Here is a 20,117-nt window from a genome sequence, read left to right as displayed (position 1 = left end):
GGCGACGGACGTTCATTCCGCGACTGGATACGCGTGTCATCGAATGGTAACAGGAATGAGGTGGAAATCGACATTCTCTCACTTTTCCCGGCCATGGGGGCGGGGGTTCTCGGCGAAAGCATCCTGCGCATCGCCGGGGAAAAGGGTCTCGCGCGGATCCGCGTGCGCAACCTGCGCGACTGGGCGCCGGGAAAGCACCGCGTGACGGATGAGCCGCCCTACGGTGGCGGCGCGGGCATGGTGATGAAGGTCGAGCCGATCTTCAACGCGCTGGAGGAACTGCGCCGGCCGGATTCGCGTGTGATTTTGCTCTCGGCCCAAGGTGCGCGCTTCGACCAGGCAACCGCGCAACGGCTGGCGGGGGAGAAGCATCTCATCATGATTTCGGGGCATTACGAAGGCGTGGATCAGCGCGTGGCCGACCATCTGGTGGACGAGGAAATTTCCATCGGCGACTACGTGCTCACCAACGGGACGCTTGCCGCGCTCGTAGTCACCGATGCAGTGGTGCGTCTCTTGCCCGGCGTTCTCGGCGACGCGCAGTCGGCCGCGGATGAATCGTTTACCCACGGATTGCTGGAATATCCCCATTACACGCGCCCGGCCGAATTCCGGGGATGGAAGGTTCCCGATGTGCTTCTCGGAGGCAATCATGCCGAAATCGAAAAGTGGCGGCGGGAGCAGGCGCGGGAACGAACGAGGACGCGCAGGCCGGATCTGGGTGGAAATCTCGAAAAGCGGCAACAAGCCACTGGATAGCCTATGCCTATTAACAAACACATCCATTTCTTGTTGGCACCTGCCATCGTGGTGCTGGTCTCCGGATGCGCCTCGGTTAGTGTCCGTGAGGGAAAATGGTCGTCGCAAAATGCCGGTCTCCCCGAAAAATTCTATGTTGCGGACTTCTCCGTGGATCCCGATGTGCTTAAGGTCGACCGCACGGGTGACGAACTCGAAGCTTTCTCCCAAGCGCTCTCCCGATCTTTCAGCGCGGAACTCCGCGATCGGATCTGCGAAACGATCGCGCCGGCGCTCCCCATGCCGTCGAACGGGCGTGTGGGTGGGAACAGTTGGGTTGTGGAAGGCCGATTCATGCGGGTCAATCAGGGCAGCCGCTTTCTTCGAAGCTTGGTCGGTTTCGGAGCTGGCGGGACAAAGTTCGAGACTCTGACCACGGTCTCTGAGGTGCTTCCTTCCGGAAAGCGCCGGTCGCTCGGGATGATCGAAACAACAGGCGGATCGAACGCGGAACCGGGTCTTTTGACTTTGCCGTCGCCTGTCACAGGACCGGTGCGGGCGGTGCTGTCGGCCACGCTCACGGGCTTGACATCGGACCAGCGCCGCACCGCCCGTATGATCGCGGCATCGATAGCACAAAAGCTGAAATCGCGCGGCTACGCGCTGCGCGGCGAGCCGGAGCCGGTCAAACGCCTCGGTTCTTCGCTCTCTGCCTCTCCGAACAATTCGTCGCGCGGATCTGGCGCGCCTTGAATCGATCCGGTGCTGCTTGGTTGGTGACATCCCGTCTTGTCCGTGTAGAATAATACGAGCGTTTAACGTCCGGCGCCTCGCTTGCATGAAAATCAAACCTTACCTGTATGCCGCGGCGATTTTGCTGGTCGTTGTCGGCGTGGTGGGCGGCATCAAGGCACTGCAAATCGGAAAGCTCATTGCCACGGCCAAGGAAAAAAGCGGACCGCCGCCGGAATCGGTCAGCTCGGCCGAAGTGACATCCGCGCGCTGGGAACGCATGGTGGAGTCCGTCGGTTCGCTCCGGGCGGTGCAGGGCGCCGACCTCAGCACGGAATCCTCGGGTGTGGTGACGAAGATCCTTTTTGAAAACGGGGCCGAGGTGAAAAAGGGCGACCTGCTGCTTGAACTCGACACCGACACCGAGCAGGCGAATTTGCGTTCCGCCCAAGCGGAGGCGGATCTTGCGCGGACTGTCTATGAACGCACGCGCAAGCTGCGCGAAAACAACACGGTGCCGCAGTCGGAGATGGACGCGGCCGAGTCGCAGCTGCGCAAGATGACGGCGCTGGTCGAGCAGCTCAAAGCGACCATCACCAAGAAACAGATCACCGCGCCGTTCACCGGGCGCCTCGGTATCCGCGAGGTGAATCTCGGTCAGTTCGTCAACAACGGCGACAAAATCGTGTCGCTCCAGTCGCTCGATCCGATCTACGTCGATTTCCTCCTGCCGCAGCAATTGCTGGCCAGCGTTTCAACAGGGGCAAAGCTCCGCGTCTTCACCGATGTTTACCCGGGGCGGTTTTTCGATGGCGAACTCACGGCCATCAACTCGGAGATCGATCCGGTGACCCGCAACATCCGTCTGCAGGGCACGCTCCAAAACCCCGCCGGCGAGTTGCGTCCGGGCATGTTCGTGCGCGTGATTCTCTCCATCGGCGGCGCCGATGAGGTGCTGAGTATTCCGGCCACCGCTATCCTGCGCGCGCCTTTCGGCGACTCGGTATTTGTCCTTGAGGAAACCGCCTCGGAATCCGGCGAAACAACGGTTGTCGCCAGGCAGCGCTTCATACGCACCGGCCGCTCGCAGGGAGATTTTGTTTCCGTCACCGAGGGCCTCAAAGCCGGCGAAAAGGTGGTGACCGCGGGCGTGTTCAAACTGCGCAACGGCTCGACCGTCATCGTCAACAACGAGATGGCTCCGCAGCCGAGCGCCGAGCCCCGTCCGCCCAACTCATGAGCTCCCGCCGGCCGTCGGCGCCGCCCGCGGCGGAAGAGGGGCGCGCGTTCACCGACATTTTTATCCGTCGTCCCGTTCTGGCGGCGGTGGTTGCCCTGCTCATCATCGTCGCCGGTCTTCAGGCGGTGTTCACGCTCGTGGTGCGCCAATACCCGCAGAGCAATAACGCGTCGGTGACGGTTAGCACCGTGTATGTCGGCGCCAGTGCGGACCTCGTGCGCGGCTTCATCACCACGCCGCTCGAGCGTGCCATCGCGGGGGCCGACGGCATTGATTACATCGAGTCGCAAAGTGCGCAGGGGCGATCGCTCATCACCGTGCGCCTCAAGCTCAACTACGACCCGAACAAGGCGCTGTCGGAGATCAGCTCCAAAGTGGACCAGGTGCGCGGCGATCTTCCGCCGGAGGCCGAGGTGCCGGTCATCAACATCGAGAACGCCGACTCTCAGCGCGCCGCGGCCTACCTGCGTTTCATCTCCGACATCCTGCAACCCAACGAGGTGACTGATTATCTCGTGCGCGTGGTGCAACCGCGCCTGAGCGCCATCCCCGGCGTGCAGCGGGCGGAGATTCTCGGGGGTCGCACCTTCGCCATGCGCATCTGGCTCAAGCCCGAGCGGATGGCGGCGCTCAACATCAGTCCAGCGCAGGTGCGGCGCGCTTTGGCGGGGAACAATTATCTTTCGGCCATCGGGCAGACCAAGGGCGCCCTGGTCACGGTGAACCTTACTGCCAACACCGACCTCAACACGCCCGAGGAATTCGAACAACTTGTGCTGCGCGAGAGCGGGGGAGCCGTGGTCAGGCTCAAGGATGTGGCGGATGTGGTCCTCGGGGCGGAGGATTACAACACCGAGGTCCGCTTTTCCGGCGAGCCCGCCGTTTTCCTTGGCATCTGGGTGCTGCCCAACGCCAACTCGCTCGATGTGATCGGTGACGTGCGGAAGGAACTCGAGGCGATCAAAAAAGACCTGCCCGCGGGCATGGAGGCCGGCATCGGCTACGATTCGACGGTTTACATTTCGGATGCCATCAACGAGGTGCTCAAGACGCTTGCCGAAACCCTCCTCATCGTCGTCATTGTCATATTCCTGTTCCTCGGTTCGGTCCGCGCGGTGGTCGTGCCCGTCGTCGCCATTCCGCTGTCGATCATCGGCGCGTTTTTCCTCATGCAGTTGGCGGGGTTCACCATCAACCTCCTCACCCTGCTGGCGATCGTGCTTTGCGTCGGTATCGTGGTGGACGACGCCATCGTCATGGTGGAGAACATCGAGCGTCATTTGTCCGAGGGTATGGCGCCCGTCCCCGCCGCGCTGCGCGGTGCGCGCGAACTCATCGGCCCGATCATTTCCATGACCATCACCCTCGCGGTGGTTTATGCGCCGATCGGCCTCCAGGGTGGGCTTACCGGATCGCTCTTCCGCGAATTCGCCTTCACGCTAGCGGGTGCGGTGGCCGTGTCCGGCGTGGTTGCTCTCGCGATTTCACCCGTGATGTGTTCGCGCCTTCTCGTCCCCGGCATGGAGGAACACGGCTTTGCCGGGAAGGTGGGGAGCGCTTTCAACCGTTTGAGGGACAGCTATGGCCGCGTCCTCGACAAGGTGCTTGGAAACCGTCCCGCGGTTTACGCCGTGTGGCTCGTGCTCGCGGCGCTCACCATCCCGATGTTCCGGATGTCGCCCGGTGAACTCGCGCCCACTGAGGACCAGGGCATTATCTTCGGCATTGTCGAGGCGCCGGCAAACGCCACGATCGAGGAAACGGCGCGCTACGCGGCCGCCGTGAAGGACATATTCTTCGAGGAGCCGGAGGCGGACTTTGTTTTCCAACTCACCCAACCATCTTCGGGCATCGCGGGGTTGCGGCTCAAGCCGTGGAGCGAGCGTGAACGGACGCCGTCCGAAATTCTTCCCGGCGTTTCCGCCAAGCTGGCGGAAATCCCCGGGATAAGCATGCGCGCGGTCGTGCCGCCCTCGCTCCCCGGTGGCGGAAATTTCCCGGTGGAGTTTGTCATAGCCTCGACGGCCGAACCCGGGGATATCCTCGCTTTCGCCAAGCAGTTGCAGGAGAAGGCGGCTGCCAGCGGGATGTTCGCGTTTCCGCCGATCATCGACACGAAGATCGACCAGCCGCAGGCGGAGGTCGTCCTTGATCGCGACAAGGTGGCGTCCATGGGCCTGGATATGCGCCAGGTGGGCGAGGATTTGTCGGCCATGATGGGCGGCAACTATGTGAACCGTTTCAATATCGGGGGCCGCAGCTACAAGGTGATCCCGCAGATCCAGCGCACCGGGCGGCTCAACCCCGACCAACTGCAGAGCATCTATGTCACCGGCCCGGGCGGGCGCCTGATTCCCTTGGCCTCCGTCGGCACGATCAGCAACACGGCCGAGCCGCGCTCGCTCAACCGCTTCCAGCAGCTCAACGCGGTGAAGCTGAGCGGTGTCGCGATCCGTCCGCTCGACGAAGCGCTGCGTTTCCTCGAGGACGAGGCCGGCAAGATTCTTCCGCAGGGCTATGTCATAGATTACACCGGCGAATCGCGCCAGTTGCGGCAGGAGGGCAACAAGTTCCTCCCGGCGCTCGGACTCGCGCTGTTGTTGATTTTCCTGGTCCTCGCGGCGCAGTTCAACAGCTTCCGCGATCCCCTCATCATCCTCCTCGGGTCCGTTCCGCTGGCGATGTTCGGCTCGCTCGTTTTCACCTTTTTGAAAATGCCTGCCCCCAACGTGCCTTTCTGGACCAGCGGGTGGACCACGACGATGAACATCTACTCGCAGGTGGGTCTGGTCACGCTGGTCGGCCTCATAGCGAAAAACGGCATCCTCATCGTCGAGTTCGCCAACAAGTGCCAGCTCTCGGGGATGGACAAATTGGCGGCCATTCGAGAAGCGGCGCGCGTGCGCTTGCGGCCCGTGCTTATGACCACCATTGCCACGGTGGCGGGCCACTTTCCGCTCGTGCTCGTCACGGGGGCGGGGGCGGCCGCGCGCAACTCGATCGGTCTCGTGCTCGTGGGCGGCATGTCGATCGGAACGATTTTCACACTCTTCATCATCCCGTGTCTTTACATGCTCATCGCGAAGGATACTTCGAAGCTCGCCCGAACGGCCGCGCATGACGGGGCGGCGGTCGTGCCTGCCGGTCAGGCCAAGCCCGCCTGAATGTCGCTTTGTCCCCCGCCGGATATGGAATTGCCTTGACCGCGCATGGCGCCCCGCGATTCGTTAGCAGCCGACATGAAATCTCTTCGCATCCTTTCCCTCGCCGTTCTTGGTGCTTCTCTTTGCGTCACCGGTTGTTCCTTGCTTCAACCCAAGTCCGGCAACGCGGCGCTGATGAAGAGATTCAAGCAGGCGGATGCCTCGCGCGACGGCAAAGTTTCACGCGACGAATTCACGGATTTCATGATCACCGAGGCCTATGCGCTCTATGACAAGAGCGGCAAAGGCTATGTGACGTTGGAAGAGTTCGTCGCCGGCGGAGGAACCCCGGCCACGTTCCGCAAGATCGACCGCGACGGCAACGGCAGGGTCACTTTGGCCGATGCCAAGGCCAGCACGATCGTGCGTGAACAGTTCGTCAAACCCTTCGATGGGGCGGACACCTCGCACAGTGGCTATGTGACCTACGACGAGTTCGTGGCTTACCGCCAAGCGGCCGCGCCCTACGTGCGCTGAGTCAGCGCAAATCCTGCACACCGAGAAGTTCCGGCGGTGCGCCGAATTCCTCCGGCCAAGGCTCCCATGCCACGTCGGTGATGCCTGCGAAAGCGCGCAGCACTTTCCACCCGCCTTTGCTCCTTTTCCAGAGGATGCATGCCTCGGCGCTTCCCACCTCGTGCAGCAGGATTGGGCGGCCTTTTGTATCGACGATCTCGCCTTTGAAGAACGCCCAGTCGTCCAGTTTCTTGAGGCTGCCGTGAAATTTGACGGGCCGACCGGCCTGCTCTTCCACGGCCGGTCGCGCCAGATCGAAAAGCTCCGTGCGCAAAGCGGAGTCCTTGGGAATTTCTTGGGGTTGGCCTGCGAATAGCGCGGACGCCATGACAAGGAGCATCAACAGCGGCAGAATGGCACTTGCCGATACCTCGCTGTGCATTGATGCGGTGTGCATATAGGGCTGGCGTAGAAACATCGAATCCGGGCGGCCGGCCAACTACATTTTCAAAACAGGGTATTTCTTGCCCTTGTATTCACCAAGCACTTGGTTGGTCTTGGTGTTGAACGCAAGAATTTTGAAAAGGTGCAACCCCGTTCTCGGCATGGTCACGCGGATCGTGTCGCCCACGAGCTCCCATGTGCCCCTGGAATATCCATTCCCCAAGCCGGCAGTGGCCTCCCCATTTTTCTTGAATGTCATCGGGTGGGGGAATCCGACCCATGTTCCGACGAGTCTTTTTTGAAGATCTTTCGGAAGGTCGGCGGCTAAAGCGGAGGTTGCAAAGGATAACGCAAGGACGATCAGGGTGAGGGGGAGCTTTTTCACAAGAACGGTCGATAATGCCGGAAGGCTCCGGCATCAACTGATTTTTGCTGCTGCATGCGGGCGTCCGCATGTTCCTCGGGCGCATTTGACTCGGGGGTCGCGGGATGTTTTGCTCGCGCCGTGCAAAGACTTGTTTCCGCGATTCCGCTTGTCTGCGGCTTGGTTCTGCTTTGCGGATGCGCATCGAAGCCGCCGCTCAAGCCGGTGGATTATGTCGATCTTCCGCGCTTCATGGGCGACTGGTGGGTGATCGCACACATTCCCTACTGGCTGGAGCGCGACACCTATGATTCGAAGGATACCTATCGCATGCGGCCGGACGGCAAGATGGACAACATCTTCAGCTACCGGCAGGGCGGATTCGACGGGCCGGAAAAGGTGATGAACGGGCTTGCGTGGGTGGTGGACAAAAAATCCAACGCCGAGTGGCGCGTTCAATTTCTCTGGCCGATCGCATTGCCTTACTACGTGATCTATCTTGATCCCAGCTACCGCTTCATGGCGGTGGGTCATCCTTCGCGTGATTACGGATGGGTGATGGCACGCGAAAAGCGCATGAGCGATGCCGATTATGCGGCGGTGCTCAAGGTGATGGCCGCGCAGGGATACGACGCAACCCGCTTTCGGAAGGTGCCGCAAAGCTAGGCTGGCTGAGGGTTGGGGATGAAAGTTGAAAAAACAAAACCTCCGAGCTCTCGTCTTTTCGGCTCTCTAAATCCTCAACTTCAAACTCTCAACTGCGCATCGCCCCATGATCGCCTACTGGCTCCACAACCTTGACCCTTTCGCCATCCGGTTCGGCGAGAGCTTCGGCATACGCTGGTATGGTCTGGCTTACCTCGCGGCGTTCGCCGCCGCGTATCTCATTTACCGGAATCTCGCGCGGCGCGGATTCGCGGTAATTCCCGCGGCCATGGTCGGCGACTTCATCACGGGGTGCGCGGTGTTCGGCGTGTTGATCGGCGGGCGCCTCGGCTACATGCTGTTTTATGACTTCCCCGCTTTCATTGATGACCCGCTGATTTTTTTCCGCGTCTGGGAAGGCGGGATGTCGGCCCACGGCGGCATCCTCGGCGTGGTGCTTTACACGCTCTGGTATGCATGGCGGCACAAGGTGAACTGGCCCGGCTTGGGCGACAATCTCGTGGTCGGTGCGCCGCTCGGACTTTTTTTCGGACGGATGGCGAACTTCATCAACGGCGAACTCTACGGACGCGCGTCCAATTTGCCGTGGGCGGTGAAATTTCCCTCGGAGGTTTACGAACTGCCGCTCGAGACCCAGCGGGAATTGCTGGCACGGGCGCAGGAGTTGCTCGGCGGCCCGGCAAGTCTGGACCAGGTGGCGGCCTTGGCGCGGGGATCGGATGCGTCGTGGCATGATTTGCTCGGACAATTTCTCACGCCGCGTCATCCATCGCAGATTTACGAAGGGGTGCTCGAAGGTCTCCTGCTTTTCGCGGTGCTTTGGATTCTTCGCACCAAAGTCCGCACAGCCAACGGGGTCATCACCGGGGCATTTTTCGTCGGCTACGCCGTGCTGCGGAGCTTGGGGGAATTTTTCCGCGAACCCGATTCCGGCTACGTCTGGCTTCTCACCAAGGGGCAGTTTCTCTCCGTTTTTCTCCTCTTGGTCGGCATCGGCTTTTGGGTGGCGGCGCGCTGGCGCCCGTCTTACCCGCCGGCTCTGGCCAAGTCCTGAATATGGCTAAATAACGACAATGCCCGGCGGAATGGCGAGTTTTGATCACTTGGCGTTTGCGTATTGAGATGGAAAGCGGTGGTTTGTGGTGCTAAACACTGCTTGGCATGCTTCGTGCTTCATCTAAGGCCAAGGATTCCTTGTCCGATTCACACAGGCCGGGGAATCCAGATTCAGAAACCAGCAACCTATCCAAATTTATGAGCAACATGACAGCCCGTTCCGCCGCCGTCGCGGCAATCGCTTCCCGCAAGTCGCAGGACGCTTCGATCAACTTCGTCGAGGAGACGCCGGAAACAGTATTCGGCGCGAACACCTTCAGCCTCGCGGTGATGAAGGAAACCCTCAAGCCGGGGACCTACCAAGCGGTCGTCGAAACGATCAAAAACGGCACCAAGCTGCCCGAAGGCGTGGCGGATGAAGTCGCCGAGGCGATGAAAAACTGGGCGGTCAGCCGCGGGGCCACGCACTTTGCGCACGTGTTTTATCCGCTCACCGGGACCTCCGCGGAGAAGCACGACTCGTTCTATGATCCGAGCGAGGATGGACGCACCGCGATATCGAAGTTCAAGGGCAAGACCCTTATCCAAGGCGAGCCCGATGCGTCTTCCTTCCCGTCCGGTGGTTTGCGCGCAACTCACAGCGCGCGCGGCTACACCGCGTGGGACGTCACCAGCCCGGCGTTCCTCATGGACAACGCCAACGGCACGACGCTTTGTATCCCGACTTCGTTCATTTCGTGGACCGGGGAAGCGCTGGATACAAAGACTCCGCTGCTCAAGTCGATGCAGGCCCTGGATAAACAGGCGCGCCGCATCCTCAATCTTTTCGGCCACAAGGAAATTGCTCGCGTGGGTGCCACCGCAGGACCGGAGCAGGAGTATTTCCTCGTGGACAAGATGTTTTACTACGCGCGGCCCGACCTGCTTTCGGCCGGACGTTCGCTTTTCGGTGCACCTTCGCCCAAGGGCCAGGAGTTCGAGGACCACTACTTCGGTCTCATTCCCGACCGCGTGATGGCATTCATGTATGAGGTCGATCGCGAGCTTTTCAAACTCGGGATCCCGGCCAAGACGCGCCACAACGAGGTTGCGCCGGGACAGTTCGAAATCGCCCCGCTGTTCGAGTCGGCCAACCTTGCGGCCGACCACCAGCAGTTGATCATGACGATCCTGAAAAAAACGGCCGACAAGCACGGGCTCATCTGCCTGCTGCACGAGAAGCCATTTGCCGGCATCAACGGATCGGGCAAGCATGTGAACTGGTCTCTGGGAAATGCCACGCAGGGCAACTTGCTCGACCCGGGCGACACGCCGCACGAAAACGCGCAGTTCCTCGTCTTCGCGGGCGCGGTGATCCGCGCGGTGGACAAATTCGCCGGTCTCCTGCGTGCCAGCGTGGCCACCGCGGGCAACGACCACCGCCTCGGCGCGAACGAAGCGCCCCCTGCCATCATCTCCATCTACCTCGGCGACCAGCTCGCCGACGTGTTCGAGCAGATCAAAGCCGGCGGAGCGACCACTTCCAAGCAAAGGGGCACGCTGAAAATCGGTGTGGATGTGCTGCCCGAGCTGCCGAAGGACGCGGGCGACCGCAACCGCACGTCGCCGTTCGCCTTCACCGGCAACCGCTTCGAATTCCGCGCAGTCGGGGCAAACCAGTCGATCGCCGGCCCGCTGACCGTGATGAACACCATCATGGCCGATTCGCTCGAATGGATGGCCGCGAAGCTCGAAGGCGCCTCAGACCTCAACAAAGCGATCCAAGACACGCTCAAGGAAGTCATGGACAAGCATGGTCGCGTGATTTTCAACGGCAATGGCTACTCCGAGGAATGGCACGCCGAAGCGGCCGAGCGCGGTTTGCCCAACCTCAAGACCGCGGCCGATGCTCTGCCCGCGTTCATTGCGTCCGAAGTGATCGAGCTGTTCGAGAAATACGGCGTTCTTTCCGAGGCCGAACTCAAGAGCCGCCACATCATTCTCTGCGAGCAATACGAGAAGGTGGTCAACGTCGAAGCCAAACTTGTCGCCGAGATCGCGCAGACCAAAGTTTTCCCCGTGGCAGCGGCCTACGCCGCGACCCTCGCCGAAGGCGCGGCGAAGATGAAAGCGGCCAACGTCGCGGTGAGCACGGCCACGTTGGAGAAAGTCGCCGCGCTGGTCTCGCAGCTCGAGAGCGACCTCGCCATGCTCGCGGCCGTTCACTCGGCGGCGCACGAAGTGGGCGACTACACCTTCAAAGTCCTTCCGGCCATGCTCAAGGTGCGTGCCACGGTGGACGAGTTGGAAGGTCTGCTGCCGGACGACATCTGGCCGCTGCCCACTTACCAGGAGATGCTGTTTATCAAGTAATCCTCGGCGAAATTCAGGACACAGGCGCGCCGCCGGGAAACCGGCGGCGCTTCCTTTTCAGTCCTGCCCTGCGACCAACAGGCAGATTTCTCCGCGAGGCGGCTGCGCGGCGGCCCGCTCCGAAAGTTCGGCAGCGGTTCCGCGCCAGTATTCCTCGAATTTCTTGCTCAATTCGCGCGCCACGCAGACCCGGCGTTCGGGCGAAAGTTCCGCCAGCACAGCCAGCGATCTGGCGATGCGATGCGGAGATTCGAAAAAAACCGATGTCTCCGTTCTTTGCAAAGCGGACTCGAGGACCGCGCGGCGCCGCCCGGATTTCACCGGAAGAAAGCCCCCGAAATAAAATTCATGCAACGGAAGACCGGATCCGACGAGCGCGGGAAGGATCGACGACGGCCCGGGGAGCACCGTGAATTCCAGTCCGTGATCCAGGCACTCGCGGACAACGCGGTAGCCGGGGTCGGAAATGCCCGGTGTGCCTGCGTCGGTGAGCAACGCGATTTTTTCACCGGCAGCCAGACGGCCGGCGATTTCCTTGGCGCGCGTCGCCTCATTGTGCTCGTGCAGGCTGACCAGCGGACGGCTTATGCCATGGTGCTTGAGCAGGATTCCGGCGTGCCGCGTGTCTTCAGCGGCGATGACGTCGGCTTCCCGCAGGATGCGCAACGCGCGGAGGGTGATGTCCTCCAAATTCCCGACCGGCGTGGGGACAAGCGTGAGCAATCAGAATCCCTCGCCCAGACGGCTCGCCAGCTTTGTCGCAGTGTCGGAGAAAGCCAGCGGAAGCGCCTGGGCTTCGTCGGTTTGCAGGTCGGCTGTGACGAAGAAGCTTGTCTGGCCGGTGACCTGACCCGACATGAGCGAGCGCCCCGTGGATTGCTCGACGACGTCGTAGCGCACCGTGGTACGCAGCATGTATTCGCTCGTCGCGATGACGTTGCCCCGCAGGGACCGGGCGGGGACGCGCTGTGCGCTCACCAGTGTGGTCTCGAGCACGGCATCGGCACGGTCGCTGTAGGCGATCTTGTATGTGCCGTCCGTTTGCAATGCTTTGGTGATGGTATCGGCCAGCATGGCTTCGACGTTCGGCTCGAGGGTCTGGTTTTTCGAAACGGGAACCGCCAGGGTGGTGATGTCTCGCATCATCGCCGGACGCGCGTCGCCCAGCGTGTAGCAGCCGGTAAGGAGCGCGGCGGCAGCGGCAAGCAGGAGACCGCGGGCGATCATTCGAGGGACGGCAGGCCCTGGTCGAGGGACGGCAGGTCGGGCTCGACCGGCGGGAGATCGGGCGCGGGCATGTCGGCGGGTTCGGATGTCCCGCCTCCCCGCTGCGGTCGCATATCGTCGGCCGATGTGCGCAAACGCGGGCGCGCGGGAGCCAATTCTTCGGGCGGTTTGACCGCCGAAACCGGCGGCCCCGCGTAATTGCTCAAAGCCGATGTCTGAACCTCGTTTTGCATGCGGCGCCGCATGGCCGCGCGCGTGCCCGTTTCTTCGCGCTCGGGCTGGCGCAATTCATCCTCGCCGACGGTGGCGCGGATTTCCTCGATACGTGCGCTGGCAAGTTCCGCGTCGGGCGTGCCCGGCTGGCGGCGGACCACGTCGCTGTAATAAATGACCGCGGCCCGGTAGTTGTCGTTGTGGTCGTAGAATTTCGCGATGGAGAGCAGGTCGAGCGACTCGCGTCCGCTCATTTGCGAAAGGTTTTCGCGCGCTTGGGCGGCCTTCTCGCTCTTCGGGTGCTCCATGAGGAATTCCTCGAACGTGTTTTTCGCATCGATCGCCGCGGAAAGATCCTTGGAACGCGAGTTCGCCTCGGTGAACTGCACGTAGCCGATCTGGTAAAGCGCGTCGCTCGCGTAGCTGCTGTCAGGATAACGGTCGATGACGCCTTGGTAGGCCGCCGTGGCCTTGTCCCATTCGCTCTGGTTCTCGTAAGCCTGGCCGAGTTTGAACTGCACGGCAGCGGCGAATTTGGCGTAGGGCGCGGTTTTGAGGACGGACTCATACATCTCGGCCGCGCGCTCGTAGCGGCGGCTGTCCATCAGCGCGTCGGCTATCGCGACCTGTGCATCGACCGCACGGTCGAATTCGCGCGACTGCGGGTAGTTCTCGAGCAATTTCTGGTATGCATCGAACGCGCGCTTGGTGTTGCCGGCAGCGTCATAAAGCTCGCCTATACGGAACTGCGCGGCCGGGGCCGAGGGCGAAACCGGGTAGCGTTTGACCACCGTGCGGTAGTCGCCGATCGCGCGGGAAACGCTGCCGGCGTTGTCCCAGTCTCGCGCCTGCTGCAGGAGGGCGGCAGCCTCGCTGTTGTAGCTGCCGGAGGTGGCGGGTTCTTGGGCGCTGACCCCGGCCGTGTGGACTGCGAAGAGGAAGGCGGTGGCGAAAAGCGCGGGGATCGGACGGAGTCTTTGCATTGGCGTTTTGACCGTAGGAAGGGCGCCCTCGGGCGTCAAGCCGCCATCGGGCATCAACCGGGGTCCGCTGTCGGCGCCGGTGTTGCATGCGGACGGGCACATGGCATTTTCGGGCGCTATGCAGACCAGTTTTCTCATACCCGCCTTCAACGAGGAGAAGTTCGTCGCCCGCGCGGTCGGCTCTGTCCAGCGCTCGGCGGCCGGGTGCGGTCTTGCCGCATGGGAGGTGATTGTGTGCGACAACGCCTCAACCGATCGCACGGCCGCCGTGGCCTGCGAGGCCGGGGCGACGGTGGTGCAAGAAGCGCACCGCCAAATCGCCCGGGCGCGGAATGCTGCTGCGGCTGCTTCTTCGGGGCGGCGGCTCATCTGGCTTGATGCGGATGCGATCCTGACGCCTGAAGTTCTCGCTTCCACGGTCCAGGCGTTCGATTCGGGTCGCGTCTGCGGGGGCGGTGCGCATGTGGTGCTCGAGGGCGTGGAACTGGACTGGTTTTCGCGTTCCGCGATGAACTCGTGGAATTGGGTAGCCAGGAATTTCCGGCTCGCCGCCGGGTCGTATTTCTTCGCGGTGCGCGAGGGCTGGGAGCAAACCGGCGGGTTCGACGAATCCGTTTACGCCGGCGAGGAACTGGGCTTCGCGCTTTCGCTCAAAAAGTGGGGCCGCGCGCGCGGCCTCGAATTCCGCGTGCTGCCTCACGCCGTGCCTTCTTCGGCGCGCAAGATCCGCCAATACACCTTCTTCGAGACTTTCCGCCAGGTGCTGCTTTGCGCGTGGCCCGGCAACCGTGCACGACGCGACCGGTGTGCCTACTGGTATGAAAGGCGCGAAACGTCCGGGGGCTGAAAGATGATGTTGAGGCCTGCCGGCTTTGTCTCTCAACTCGCGACGCGCTCCCCGATCACCGCATGATCTACCTCGATAACAACGCAACAACGCCCGTCGATCCCCGGGTGCGCGATGCCATGCTTCCGTTCCTCGGCGAGAAATACGGGAACCCCTCGAGCCCTCACGCAGCCGGACGCGAGGCACGGCGCGCTGTGGAAGAGGCAAGGGCGCAGGTCGCGGCCCTGCTGGGTGCGCCCGCGGAATCGGTTGTTTTCACCAGCGGCGGCACCGAATCGGTGAACACCGCCATCCGCGGTGCGCTCGCCGCCCAGCCGCACAAGCGCCATGTTGTCACCTCGTCGATCGAGCACAGCGCGGTGAAAAATCTTTGCGAGCAACTCGAGCGCGAGGGTTGGGCCATGACTCGGCTGCGAGTGGACGCGGACGGGCGGCCGGATCTCGACGAATATCGGCGTGCCCTGCGGGACGATACCGCGCTTGTCACGGTGGTATGGGCAAACAACGAGACCGGCGTTCTTTTCCCGGTGGAGGAAATGGCGCGCATCGCCGACGAACGCCGCATTGTCTTCCACGCCGACGCGGTTCAAGCCGCGGGCAAGGTGGCGATCGATTTGCGTGAATTTCCCGCGCACTTGGTTTCCGTTTCCGCCCACAAACTCCACGGCCCCAAAGGCGCGGGCGCTCTCTTCGTGCGCGCGGGTCTCGGGCTTCCGCCGCTGCTCCTCGGCGGCGGGCAGGAGAACGGGCGCCGTGCCGGCACGGAGAACGTGCCGGGCATCGTCGGTTTCGGCGTGGCCGCAGAGCTTGCAAAACTTGCATCAGTGCAGGAAATGCCCCGCGTGCTTTCCATGCGCAATCGCTTTGAGGACGGGTTGCGCGAGCGTTTTCCCTCCGTCGTTTTTCACGGGCACCGCGAATTCCGGCTGCCTAACACGTCCAACTTCGCCCTGCCCGGACTCGATGCCCAGAGCTTGCTCGCCGTATTGGACCGCCTCGGTGTTGCCTGCTCGATCGGTTCGGCCTGCAGCAGCGGTGTTCCCGACGCCTCGCATGTGCTCCGGGCCATGGGGGTCGATGATGGGGAGGCCCGGGCCAGCCTGCGCTTCTCCTTCAGCCGCATGAACACCGGACACGATGTCGATGGAGCTTTGCATGCTCTGGTGCAGGCTGTGCAGCGTCTGGGTCCCGCGGGCATGGGCGATTGACGCCCGCTCGTAATTCTGGGAGTCTATCAAACCTTTTTATGCGCCACACTTTGTCCGTCCTGGTCGAAAACCGCTTCGGCGTGCTCACACGCGTGGCCGGTATGTTCAGCGGCCGCGGTTTCAACATCGACACCCTCAATGTGGCGCCGACGCTCGACGCGTCCATGTCGCGCATGACCATCGTGGTCCGCGGCGACGACAAGACGCTTGAGCAGGTGGTGAAGCAGACCGAGAAACTGGTCGATGTGATCAAGGTGGACGATTTCCGCGACGGCGAATTCGTCGATCGCGAGCTGGTCCTCATGCGTGTCAATGTGACGCCGCAGACGCGCTCCGAGGTTTTGCAGATTTGCGACGTGTTCCGCGCCAAAATCGTCGATGTGCGCCTCGACAAGCTTCTCATCGAGATCACCGGCAACGAAGGTAAAGTCGCGAAATTTATTTCATTGATGGAAAATTTCGGAATCTCCGAAATCACCCGCACCGGCAAGGTCGCGCTGAAGCGCGCGGCCGACGGCGAATAACTCATCCCATGGCAGCAAAAATCCACACAGACAAGGACGCCGACCTCAAACACCTCAAAGGCAAAACGGTCGCCGTCATCGGTTTCGGTTCGCAGGGCCACGCCCACGCCCTCAACCTCAAGGAAAGCGGCGTGAAGGTCATCATCGGCCTTTATCCGGGCAGCAAAAGCCGCGCCGTCGCACAGAAGAAAGGCTTCAAAGTGTTCAACACCGCGGATGCGGTGAAAAAAGCCGACGTCATTTTCGTCGCCGTGCCCGACACCCGTATTCCGGCTGTCTACAACAAGGATATCGCACCCTATCTCACCAAGGGTAAAACGCTCCTCTTCAGCCACGGGTTTGCCATCCATTTCAAGACGATAAAGCCGCCGAAAGATATCGATGTCATTATGGTTGCCCCCAAGGGCCCGGGCCACATCGTCCGCCGCCAGTTCCTCGAGGGCAAGGGAGTGCCTTCACTTATCGCCGTCTACCAGAATCCAAGCAAGCAGGCCAAAAAGACCGCGCTGGCTTGGGCCAAAGGCATCGGTGGCACGCGCGCCGGTGTTCTCGAGACGACTTTCAAGGAAGAAACCGAAACCGATTTGTTCGGCGAGCAGGCCGTGCTTTGCGGAGGTGCTTCCGCCTTGGTCCAGGCCGGCTACGAGACGCTCGTCGAAGCCGGCTACCAGCCCGAGATGGCTTACTTCGAATGTCTGCATGAGTTGAAACTCATCGTCGATTTGATGAACGAGGCCGGCATCGCGGGCATGCGTTTCAGCATTTCCGATACCGCCAAGTGGGGCGATGTGCTCGTCGGTCCCAAGGTCATCGATTCGAGTGTCAAGAAGCGCATGAAAGGCGTGCTTAAAGATGTCCAGTCCGGCAAGTTCGCCCGCCAATGGATCGCCGAGGACAAGAAAGGCCGCAAAAAATACAATGCGCTGCTCAAAAAGGGCGAGAAGCACAGCATCGAGAAAACTGGAGCTCGTCTCCGCGGTCTCATGCCGTGGATCAAAAAGCGCAACCTCAAGGGCGCGCAGGCCTCGTATTCCTGATCCGATTTCCTCCTCGAAACCCCGCAGCGTCCTCGTGGATGTTGCGGGGTTTTTTATTGCGCCGTCGGCGTAAGTGCTTGCTGCGCGGTCTTGAAATGCAGTTTCGCTGTGGATCGCAGGGCGTCGGGTCCGTGGCTGTGCACCAACGCACGCGCGGCTTCCAAGACGGCAGCCGATGCGCCCTTGGGGAATTTGACGCCCCATTTTCTCTCCGCATCGGCGATCCAATCGATGAACTTCTCGCGCGCCAGGATCGAAGCTGCAGCCACGGCGTAGTCGCTTTCGGCCTTCGTCTGCTGGCGCAAATCAATCTTCCGTCCCTTTTCCATGAGCGCACGCTGGAGCACGCGCGGGTTGGCGAACTGGTCGCTTAAGGCCGAAGGACAATCCGGCTTTGCCGCGCAAAGGTTTTCAATCACGCGCGCATGGCCCCAGGCAAGCAGGCGGTTCAAATTCCCGATCTTTTCGTAGAGCGGATTGTATTTCTCCGGGGCGACAACGACGACCTCGCTGGTCAGCCCGGAGATTCTGCGCACGACCTCCGCGAGCTTGCGTATCTGAGCATCCGACCCGATCGACTTGCTGTCGCGTATGCCGGCGTCCAGAAGCTGGCGCGCAATCGGCCCGTCCGTGTAAACGCCGGCTATGACGAGAGGTCCGAAGAAGTCACCTTTTCCGCTTTCGTCGATGCCGAAGTGCGGTGCAAAGCGCTCCGGGTGGTGGAGTTCCTCGTAGCCGAGGCGGGCTTCGCCCAGCACGGCGGGCTCGAGGGTGAACTGGATGAAGCCTTCCGTGTCTTTGCCTTGGATCACCGCTTTGGGACCCTTTTCATAAACCGCCACGGTAAGTCCGGGTTTCTGGGCGAAGTAAAGCGTGTAAGGCCGCGGCTCGAACTTGAAGCCTTGCTCATCGAGCAGAGCGCGCAGCGTATCCGCTTGGTCGGTGGTGAGGGCCACGGTGTGGGATCGGAGCGGCGGCATGGCACGTAGTTATGGTTCGTCCGGACCGAAGGAGCAAGCGAAGCCCGCGGCCGTCCGCGCCTGACTCGTCTTGTAAATCGCCGTTCGGCCGACATGATGATCGCCCTGCATGAGTTCGAGTTGTCATGGTCGCCCCGGCGCCATTTTTCCACGGGGTGTGCAATGGATGATTTTCTGCCTCCCGTTCGTTGTCGCCGGAATTCTGACATGGATGAAGCTCTTTGCGTCCGAGACCTACATCGGTCTGTCCGGCGAGGGCGGTATTCTCGAGGGAACGCAGTTTGTCGTCTATGTCTCCGCCGCCGCGGTTGCCCTGAGGACCCTGCTGTTCTTGGCAAAATCAAACCGCCGTTGCCTGCGATGGCTGCACGTGGCTTTGTTTCTCGGCCTCGTTTTTGTCGCGCTCGAGGAGATCAGCTGGGGCCAGCGGATCTTCGGATTCAAAGCGCCCCAGGAACTCGAGATTATGAATGCCCAGGGCGAAACCACGCTTCACAACCTACGGATTTTGCAAAATTACCGCGACTGGCTCGGGGCATCGCCGCTCAATCTCGGGTATATAGCGGTCGGGCTTTACGGCGGTCTAGGGTGGCTGTTTCTGCGCTTTTCGAAAACGGGCCGCGGATCGCCGTGGTCCTTCGTTGTGCCGGACTGGTATTGCGCCCCGTATTTTCTCGCCGAGGCGCTGTTCTTTTCCGTCGGAGAGTATTTCCGCGAAGGAATCGAGATCGGCCTTCCGTGGCTGCAATGGAACGAGCAGGAATCGGCGGAACTTCTCCTCGCCCTCGGCTTTTTTATTTTCGCCCTGTCGAACTGGCGGCGCGCGAGGGCGCTTGTCGATGCTGACCGCGATTCACGTGGATAAAACGGAGTTCACCCAGCGTCTGCGCGCGTGGTTCCGCCGTCATGGACGCGATCTGCCTTGGCGGCGGACGCGCGATCCTTACGCCATTTTGGTGAGCGAAATGATGCTGCAGCAGACAACCGTTGCTGCTGTGCTGCCTTACTACGACCGCTGGATGAAGAGATTCCCATCCGTGCACGAGTTGGCGGCGGCCGATGAGTCGGAGGTTCTGGCGCTCTGGCAGGGGCTCGGTTACTACCGCCGCGCACGAAGTTTGCGCGCGGCCGCGACAAAAGTTCGTGATGAGATGGGCGGGGTGTTTCCGCGGGGCTATGAGGCATTGCGCAGCCTGCCGGGAGTCGGGGACTACACGGCCCAAGCGGTGCGGGCCTTCGCTTTTGACGAGCCGGCGGCTGTGCTCGATGCCAACGTGACCCGGGTGGTGGCACGCCTCTGCGACATTCGCACGCGGGTCGATACCGCCAAGGGGATGTCCAAGGTGCGGGCCAAGCTCGAGGGTCTGCTGCCCGCGAAAAGCGGATGCGAATTTGTTTCGGCTTTGATGGAACTCGGTGCGCTCGTGTGCCGTGCCGGGCGTCCGGATTGCCTGCTGTGCCCGGTGAAAAAATTCTGCTCGGCGAAGAATCCGGAAAAACTTCCGGTCAAAGCGCCGAAGGCGCCGTTCAAGGCCAGGACCGAGCAAGCGGCTTGGGTCTCGGATGGCAAAACGGTCCTTCTGCAGCAATCAACGGCGCGGCGCTGGGTGGGGCTTTGGCGTCTGCCGCCGCTCGATACCGGACCGCCCGAAGGACCTGCCGCCGAGCTGACCTACAGCATTGTGCGCGAGCGGGTGACATTGCGGGTGCACCGTGTGCCGAGGCGGACGCTGGCGGCATCCGCCGAGCCGCGCAGGGAGTTCTGTTTGCTGGAGCTGGAGCAAGTCGCCATCCCGTCTCCGCATCGCCGGGCCATTGCCAAGGTGCGGGGCGAAGCGCATAGTTGA

General features: G+C 61.8%; 20 protein-coding genes. 14 read left to right on the top strand and 6 right to left on the bottom strand.

The genetic code is table 11. The annotated features are described in order from the left end of the window. Window positions 1-60: 60 nt before the first annotated feature. From trmD to FGM15_03095, 5 genes are all read left to right on the top strand, one after another. On the top strand, window positions 61-759 hold the full coding sequence (gene trmD / locus FGM15_03115; protein ID MBU3664855.1) for a tRNA (guanosine(37)-N1)-methyltransferase TrmD: 699 nt from the start codon (window positions 61-63) through the stop codon (window positions 757-759). A 3-nt stretch (window positions 760-762) separates the two neighbouring features. Then, window positions 763-1,491: a DUF4410 domain-containing protein gene (locus tag FGM15_03110; GenBank protein MBU3664854.1), complete on the top strand. Its 729-nt coding sequence runs from the start codon at window positions 763-765 to the stop codon at window positions 1,489-1,491. Window positions 1,492-1,576: 85 nt separating this feature from the next. Continuing rightward, window positions 1,577-2,710, top strand: a complete 1,134-nt coding sequence (locus tag FGM15_03105) for an efflux RND transporter periplasmic adaptor subunit (GenBank protein MBU3664853.1) — start codon at window positions 1,577-1,579, stop codon at window positions 2,708-2,710. Next, window positions 2,707-5,874, top strand: a complete 3,168-nt coding sequence (locus FGM15_03100) for a multidrug efflux protein (protein ID MBU3664852.1) — start codon at window positions 2,707-2,709, stop codon at window positions 5,872-5,874. Before FGM15_03105 ends, FGM15_03100 begins: the two co-directional genes overlap by 4 nt. Before the next feature lie 45 nt (window positions 5,875-5,919). Continuing rightward, window positions 5,920-6,390 (top strand): hypothetical protein, encoded by a 471-nt coding sequence (locus tag FGM15_03095; protein MBU3664851.1) that lies wholly within the window; start codon window positions 5,920-5,922, stop codon window positions 6,388-6,390. A gap of 1 nt (window position 6,391) precedes the next feature. Here FGM15_03095 and FGM15_03090 read toward each other — a convergent pair whose 3' ends face one another. Beyond that, window positions 6,392-6,826 carry a hypothetical protein gene (locus FGM15_03090; GenBank protein ID MBU3664850.1) on the bottom strand — a complete coding sequence of 145 codons (435 nt, stop codon included), beginning with the start codon at window positions 6,824-6,826 and terminating at the stop codon, window positions 6,392-6,394. 42 nt (window positions 6,827-6,868) lie between these two features. Continuing rightward, window positions 6,869-7,198 carry a hypothetical protein gene (locus FGM15_03085; protein MBU3664849.1) on the bottom strand — a complete coding sequence of 110 codons (330 nt, stop codon included), beginning with the start codon at window positions 7,196-7,198 and terminating at the stop codon, window positions 6,869-6,871. A gap of 54 nt (window positions 7,199-7,252) precedes the next feature. Here FGM15_03085 and FGM15_03080 point away from each other — a divergent pair, with 54 nt between their 5' ends. The 3 genes from FGM15_03080 to FGM15_03070 all read left to right on the top strand — a co-directional run bounded on the left by FGM15_03080 (window position 7,253) and on the right by FGM15_03070 (window position 11,251). Next, the gene (locus tag FGM15_03080; GenBank protein MBU3664848.1) at window positions 7,253-7,843 is read left to right on the top strand and encodes a lipocalin family protein; all 591 of its coding nucleotides are present in this window, start codon (window positions 7,253-7,255) and stop codon (window positions 7,841-7,843) included. Window positions 7,844-7,949: 106 nt separating this feature from the next. After that, a complete protein-coding gene (lgt, locus tag FGM15_03075) occupies window positions 7,950-8,897 on the top strand; it encodes a prolipoprotein diacylglyceryl transferase (protein ID MBU3664847.1) in 948 nt (315 codons plus the stop codon). A 200-nt stretch (window positions 8,898-9,097) separates the two neighbouring features. Further along, the gene (locus FGM15_03070; protein ID MBU3664846.1) at window positions 9,098-11,251 is read left to right on the top strand and encodes a glutamine synthetase type III; all 2,154 of its coding nucleotides are present in this window, start codon (window positions 9,098-9,100) and stop codon (window positions 11,249-11,251) included. A gap of 57 nt (window positions 11,252-11,308) precedes the next feature. Here the strand turns inward: FGM15_03070 and rsmI are convergent, their stop codons facing one another. From rsmI to bamD, 3 genes are read right to left on the bottom strand one after another with little or no spacing between them, the layout of a single operon-like run. Next, window positions 11,309-11,974 (bottom strand): 16S rRNA (cytidine(1402)-2'-O)-methyltransferase, encoded by a 666-nt coding sequence (gene rsmI, locus FGM15_03065; GenBank protein ID MBU3664845.1) that lies wholly within the window; start codon window positions 11,972-11,974, stop codon window positions 11,309-11,311. Further along, window positions 11,975-12,478, bottom strand: coding sequence for a hypothetical protein (locus tag FGM15_03060; protein MBU3664844.1), 504 nt, complete (start codon window positions 12,476-12,478; stop codon window positions 11,975-11,977). Further along, entirely contained in the window at window positions 12,475-13,812 is a 1,338-nt protein-coding gene (gene bamD, locus FGM15_03055; GenBank protein ID MBU3664843.1) for an outer membrane protein assembly factor BamD, read from the bottom strand. The genes FGM15_03060 and bamD overlap by 4 nt, the downstream gene beginning before the upstream one ends. Between bamD and FGM15_03050 the strand changes: the two genes are divergently transcribed. The 4 genes from FGM15_03050 to ilvC all read left to right on the top strand — a co-directional run bounded on the left by FGM15_03050 (window position 13,775) and on the right by ilvC (window position 17,290). Continuing rightward, window positions 13,775-14,521, top strand: coding sequence for a glycosyltransferase (locus FGM15_03050; GenBank protein ID MBU3664842.1), 747 nt, complete (start codon window positions 13,775-13,777; stop codon window positions 14,519-14,521). The genes bamD and FGM15_03050 overlap by 38 nt on opposite strands. Before the next feature lie 62 nt (window positions 14,522-14,583). After that, a complete protein-coding gene (locus FGM15_03045) occupies window positions 14,584-15,729 on the top strand; it encodes a cysteine desulfurase (protein MBU3664841.1) in 1,146 nt (381 codons plus the stop codon). 38 nt (window positions 15,730-15,767) lie between these two features. Continuing rightward, a complete protein-coding gene (gene ilvN / locus FGM15_03040; GenBank protein MBU3664840.1) occupies window positions 15,768-16,253 on the top strand; it encodes an acetolactate synthase small subunit in 486 nt (161 codons plus the stop codon). A gap of 8 nt (window positions 16,254-16,261) precedes the next feature. After that, window positions 16,262-17,290 carry a ketol-acid reductoisomerase gene (gene ilvC / locus FGM15_03035; protein ID MBU3664839.1) on the top strand — a complete coding sequence of 343 codons (1,029 nt, stop codon included), beginning with the start codon at window positions 16,262-16,264 and terminating at the stop codon, window positions 17,288-17,290. 53 nt (window positions 17,291-17,343) lie between these two features. On the opposite strand, the gene FGM15_03030 is transcribed toward ilvC, so the two are convergent. After that, entirely contained in the window at window positions 17,344-18,270 is a 927-nt protein-coding gene (locus FGM15_03030) for a ribonuclease HIII (GenBank protein MBU3664838.1), read from the bottom strand. Window positions 18,271-18,379: 109 nt separating this feature from the next. Between FGM15_03030 and FGM15_03025 the strand changes: the two genes are divergently transcribed. Together FGM15_03025 and FGM15_03020 are read left to right on the top strand one after the other, a co-directional pair. Beyond that, on the top strand, window positions 18,380-19,135 hold the full coding sequence (locus FGM15_03025) for a hypothetical protein (GenBank protein MBU3664837.1): 756 nt from the start codon (window positions 18,380-18,382) through the stop codon (window positions 19,133-19,135). Next, window positions 19,110-20,117 carry an A/G-specific adenine glycosylase gene (locus FGM15_03020; protein ID MBU3664836.1) on the top strand — a complete coding sequence of 336 codons (1,008 nt, stop codon included), beginning with the start codon at window positions 19,110-19,112 and terminating at the stop codon, window positions 20,115-20,117. Before FGM15_03025 ends, FGM15_03020 begins: the two co-directional genes overlap by 26 nt.

The organism is Chthoniobacterales bacterium, assembly GCA_018883245.1.
Lineage (GTDB): Bacteria > Verrucomicrobiota > Verrucomicrobiia > Chthoniobacterales > JACTMZ01 > JACTMZ01.
The sequence above is the reverse complement of the archived record's forward strand: the minus strand, read 5'-3'. Positions and strand labels throughout refer to the sequence as shown.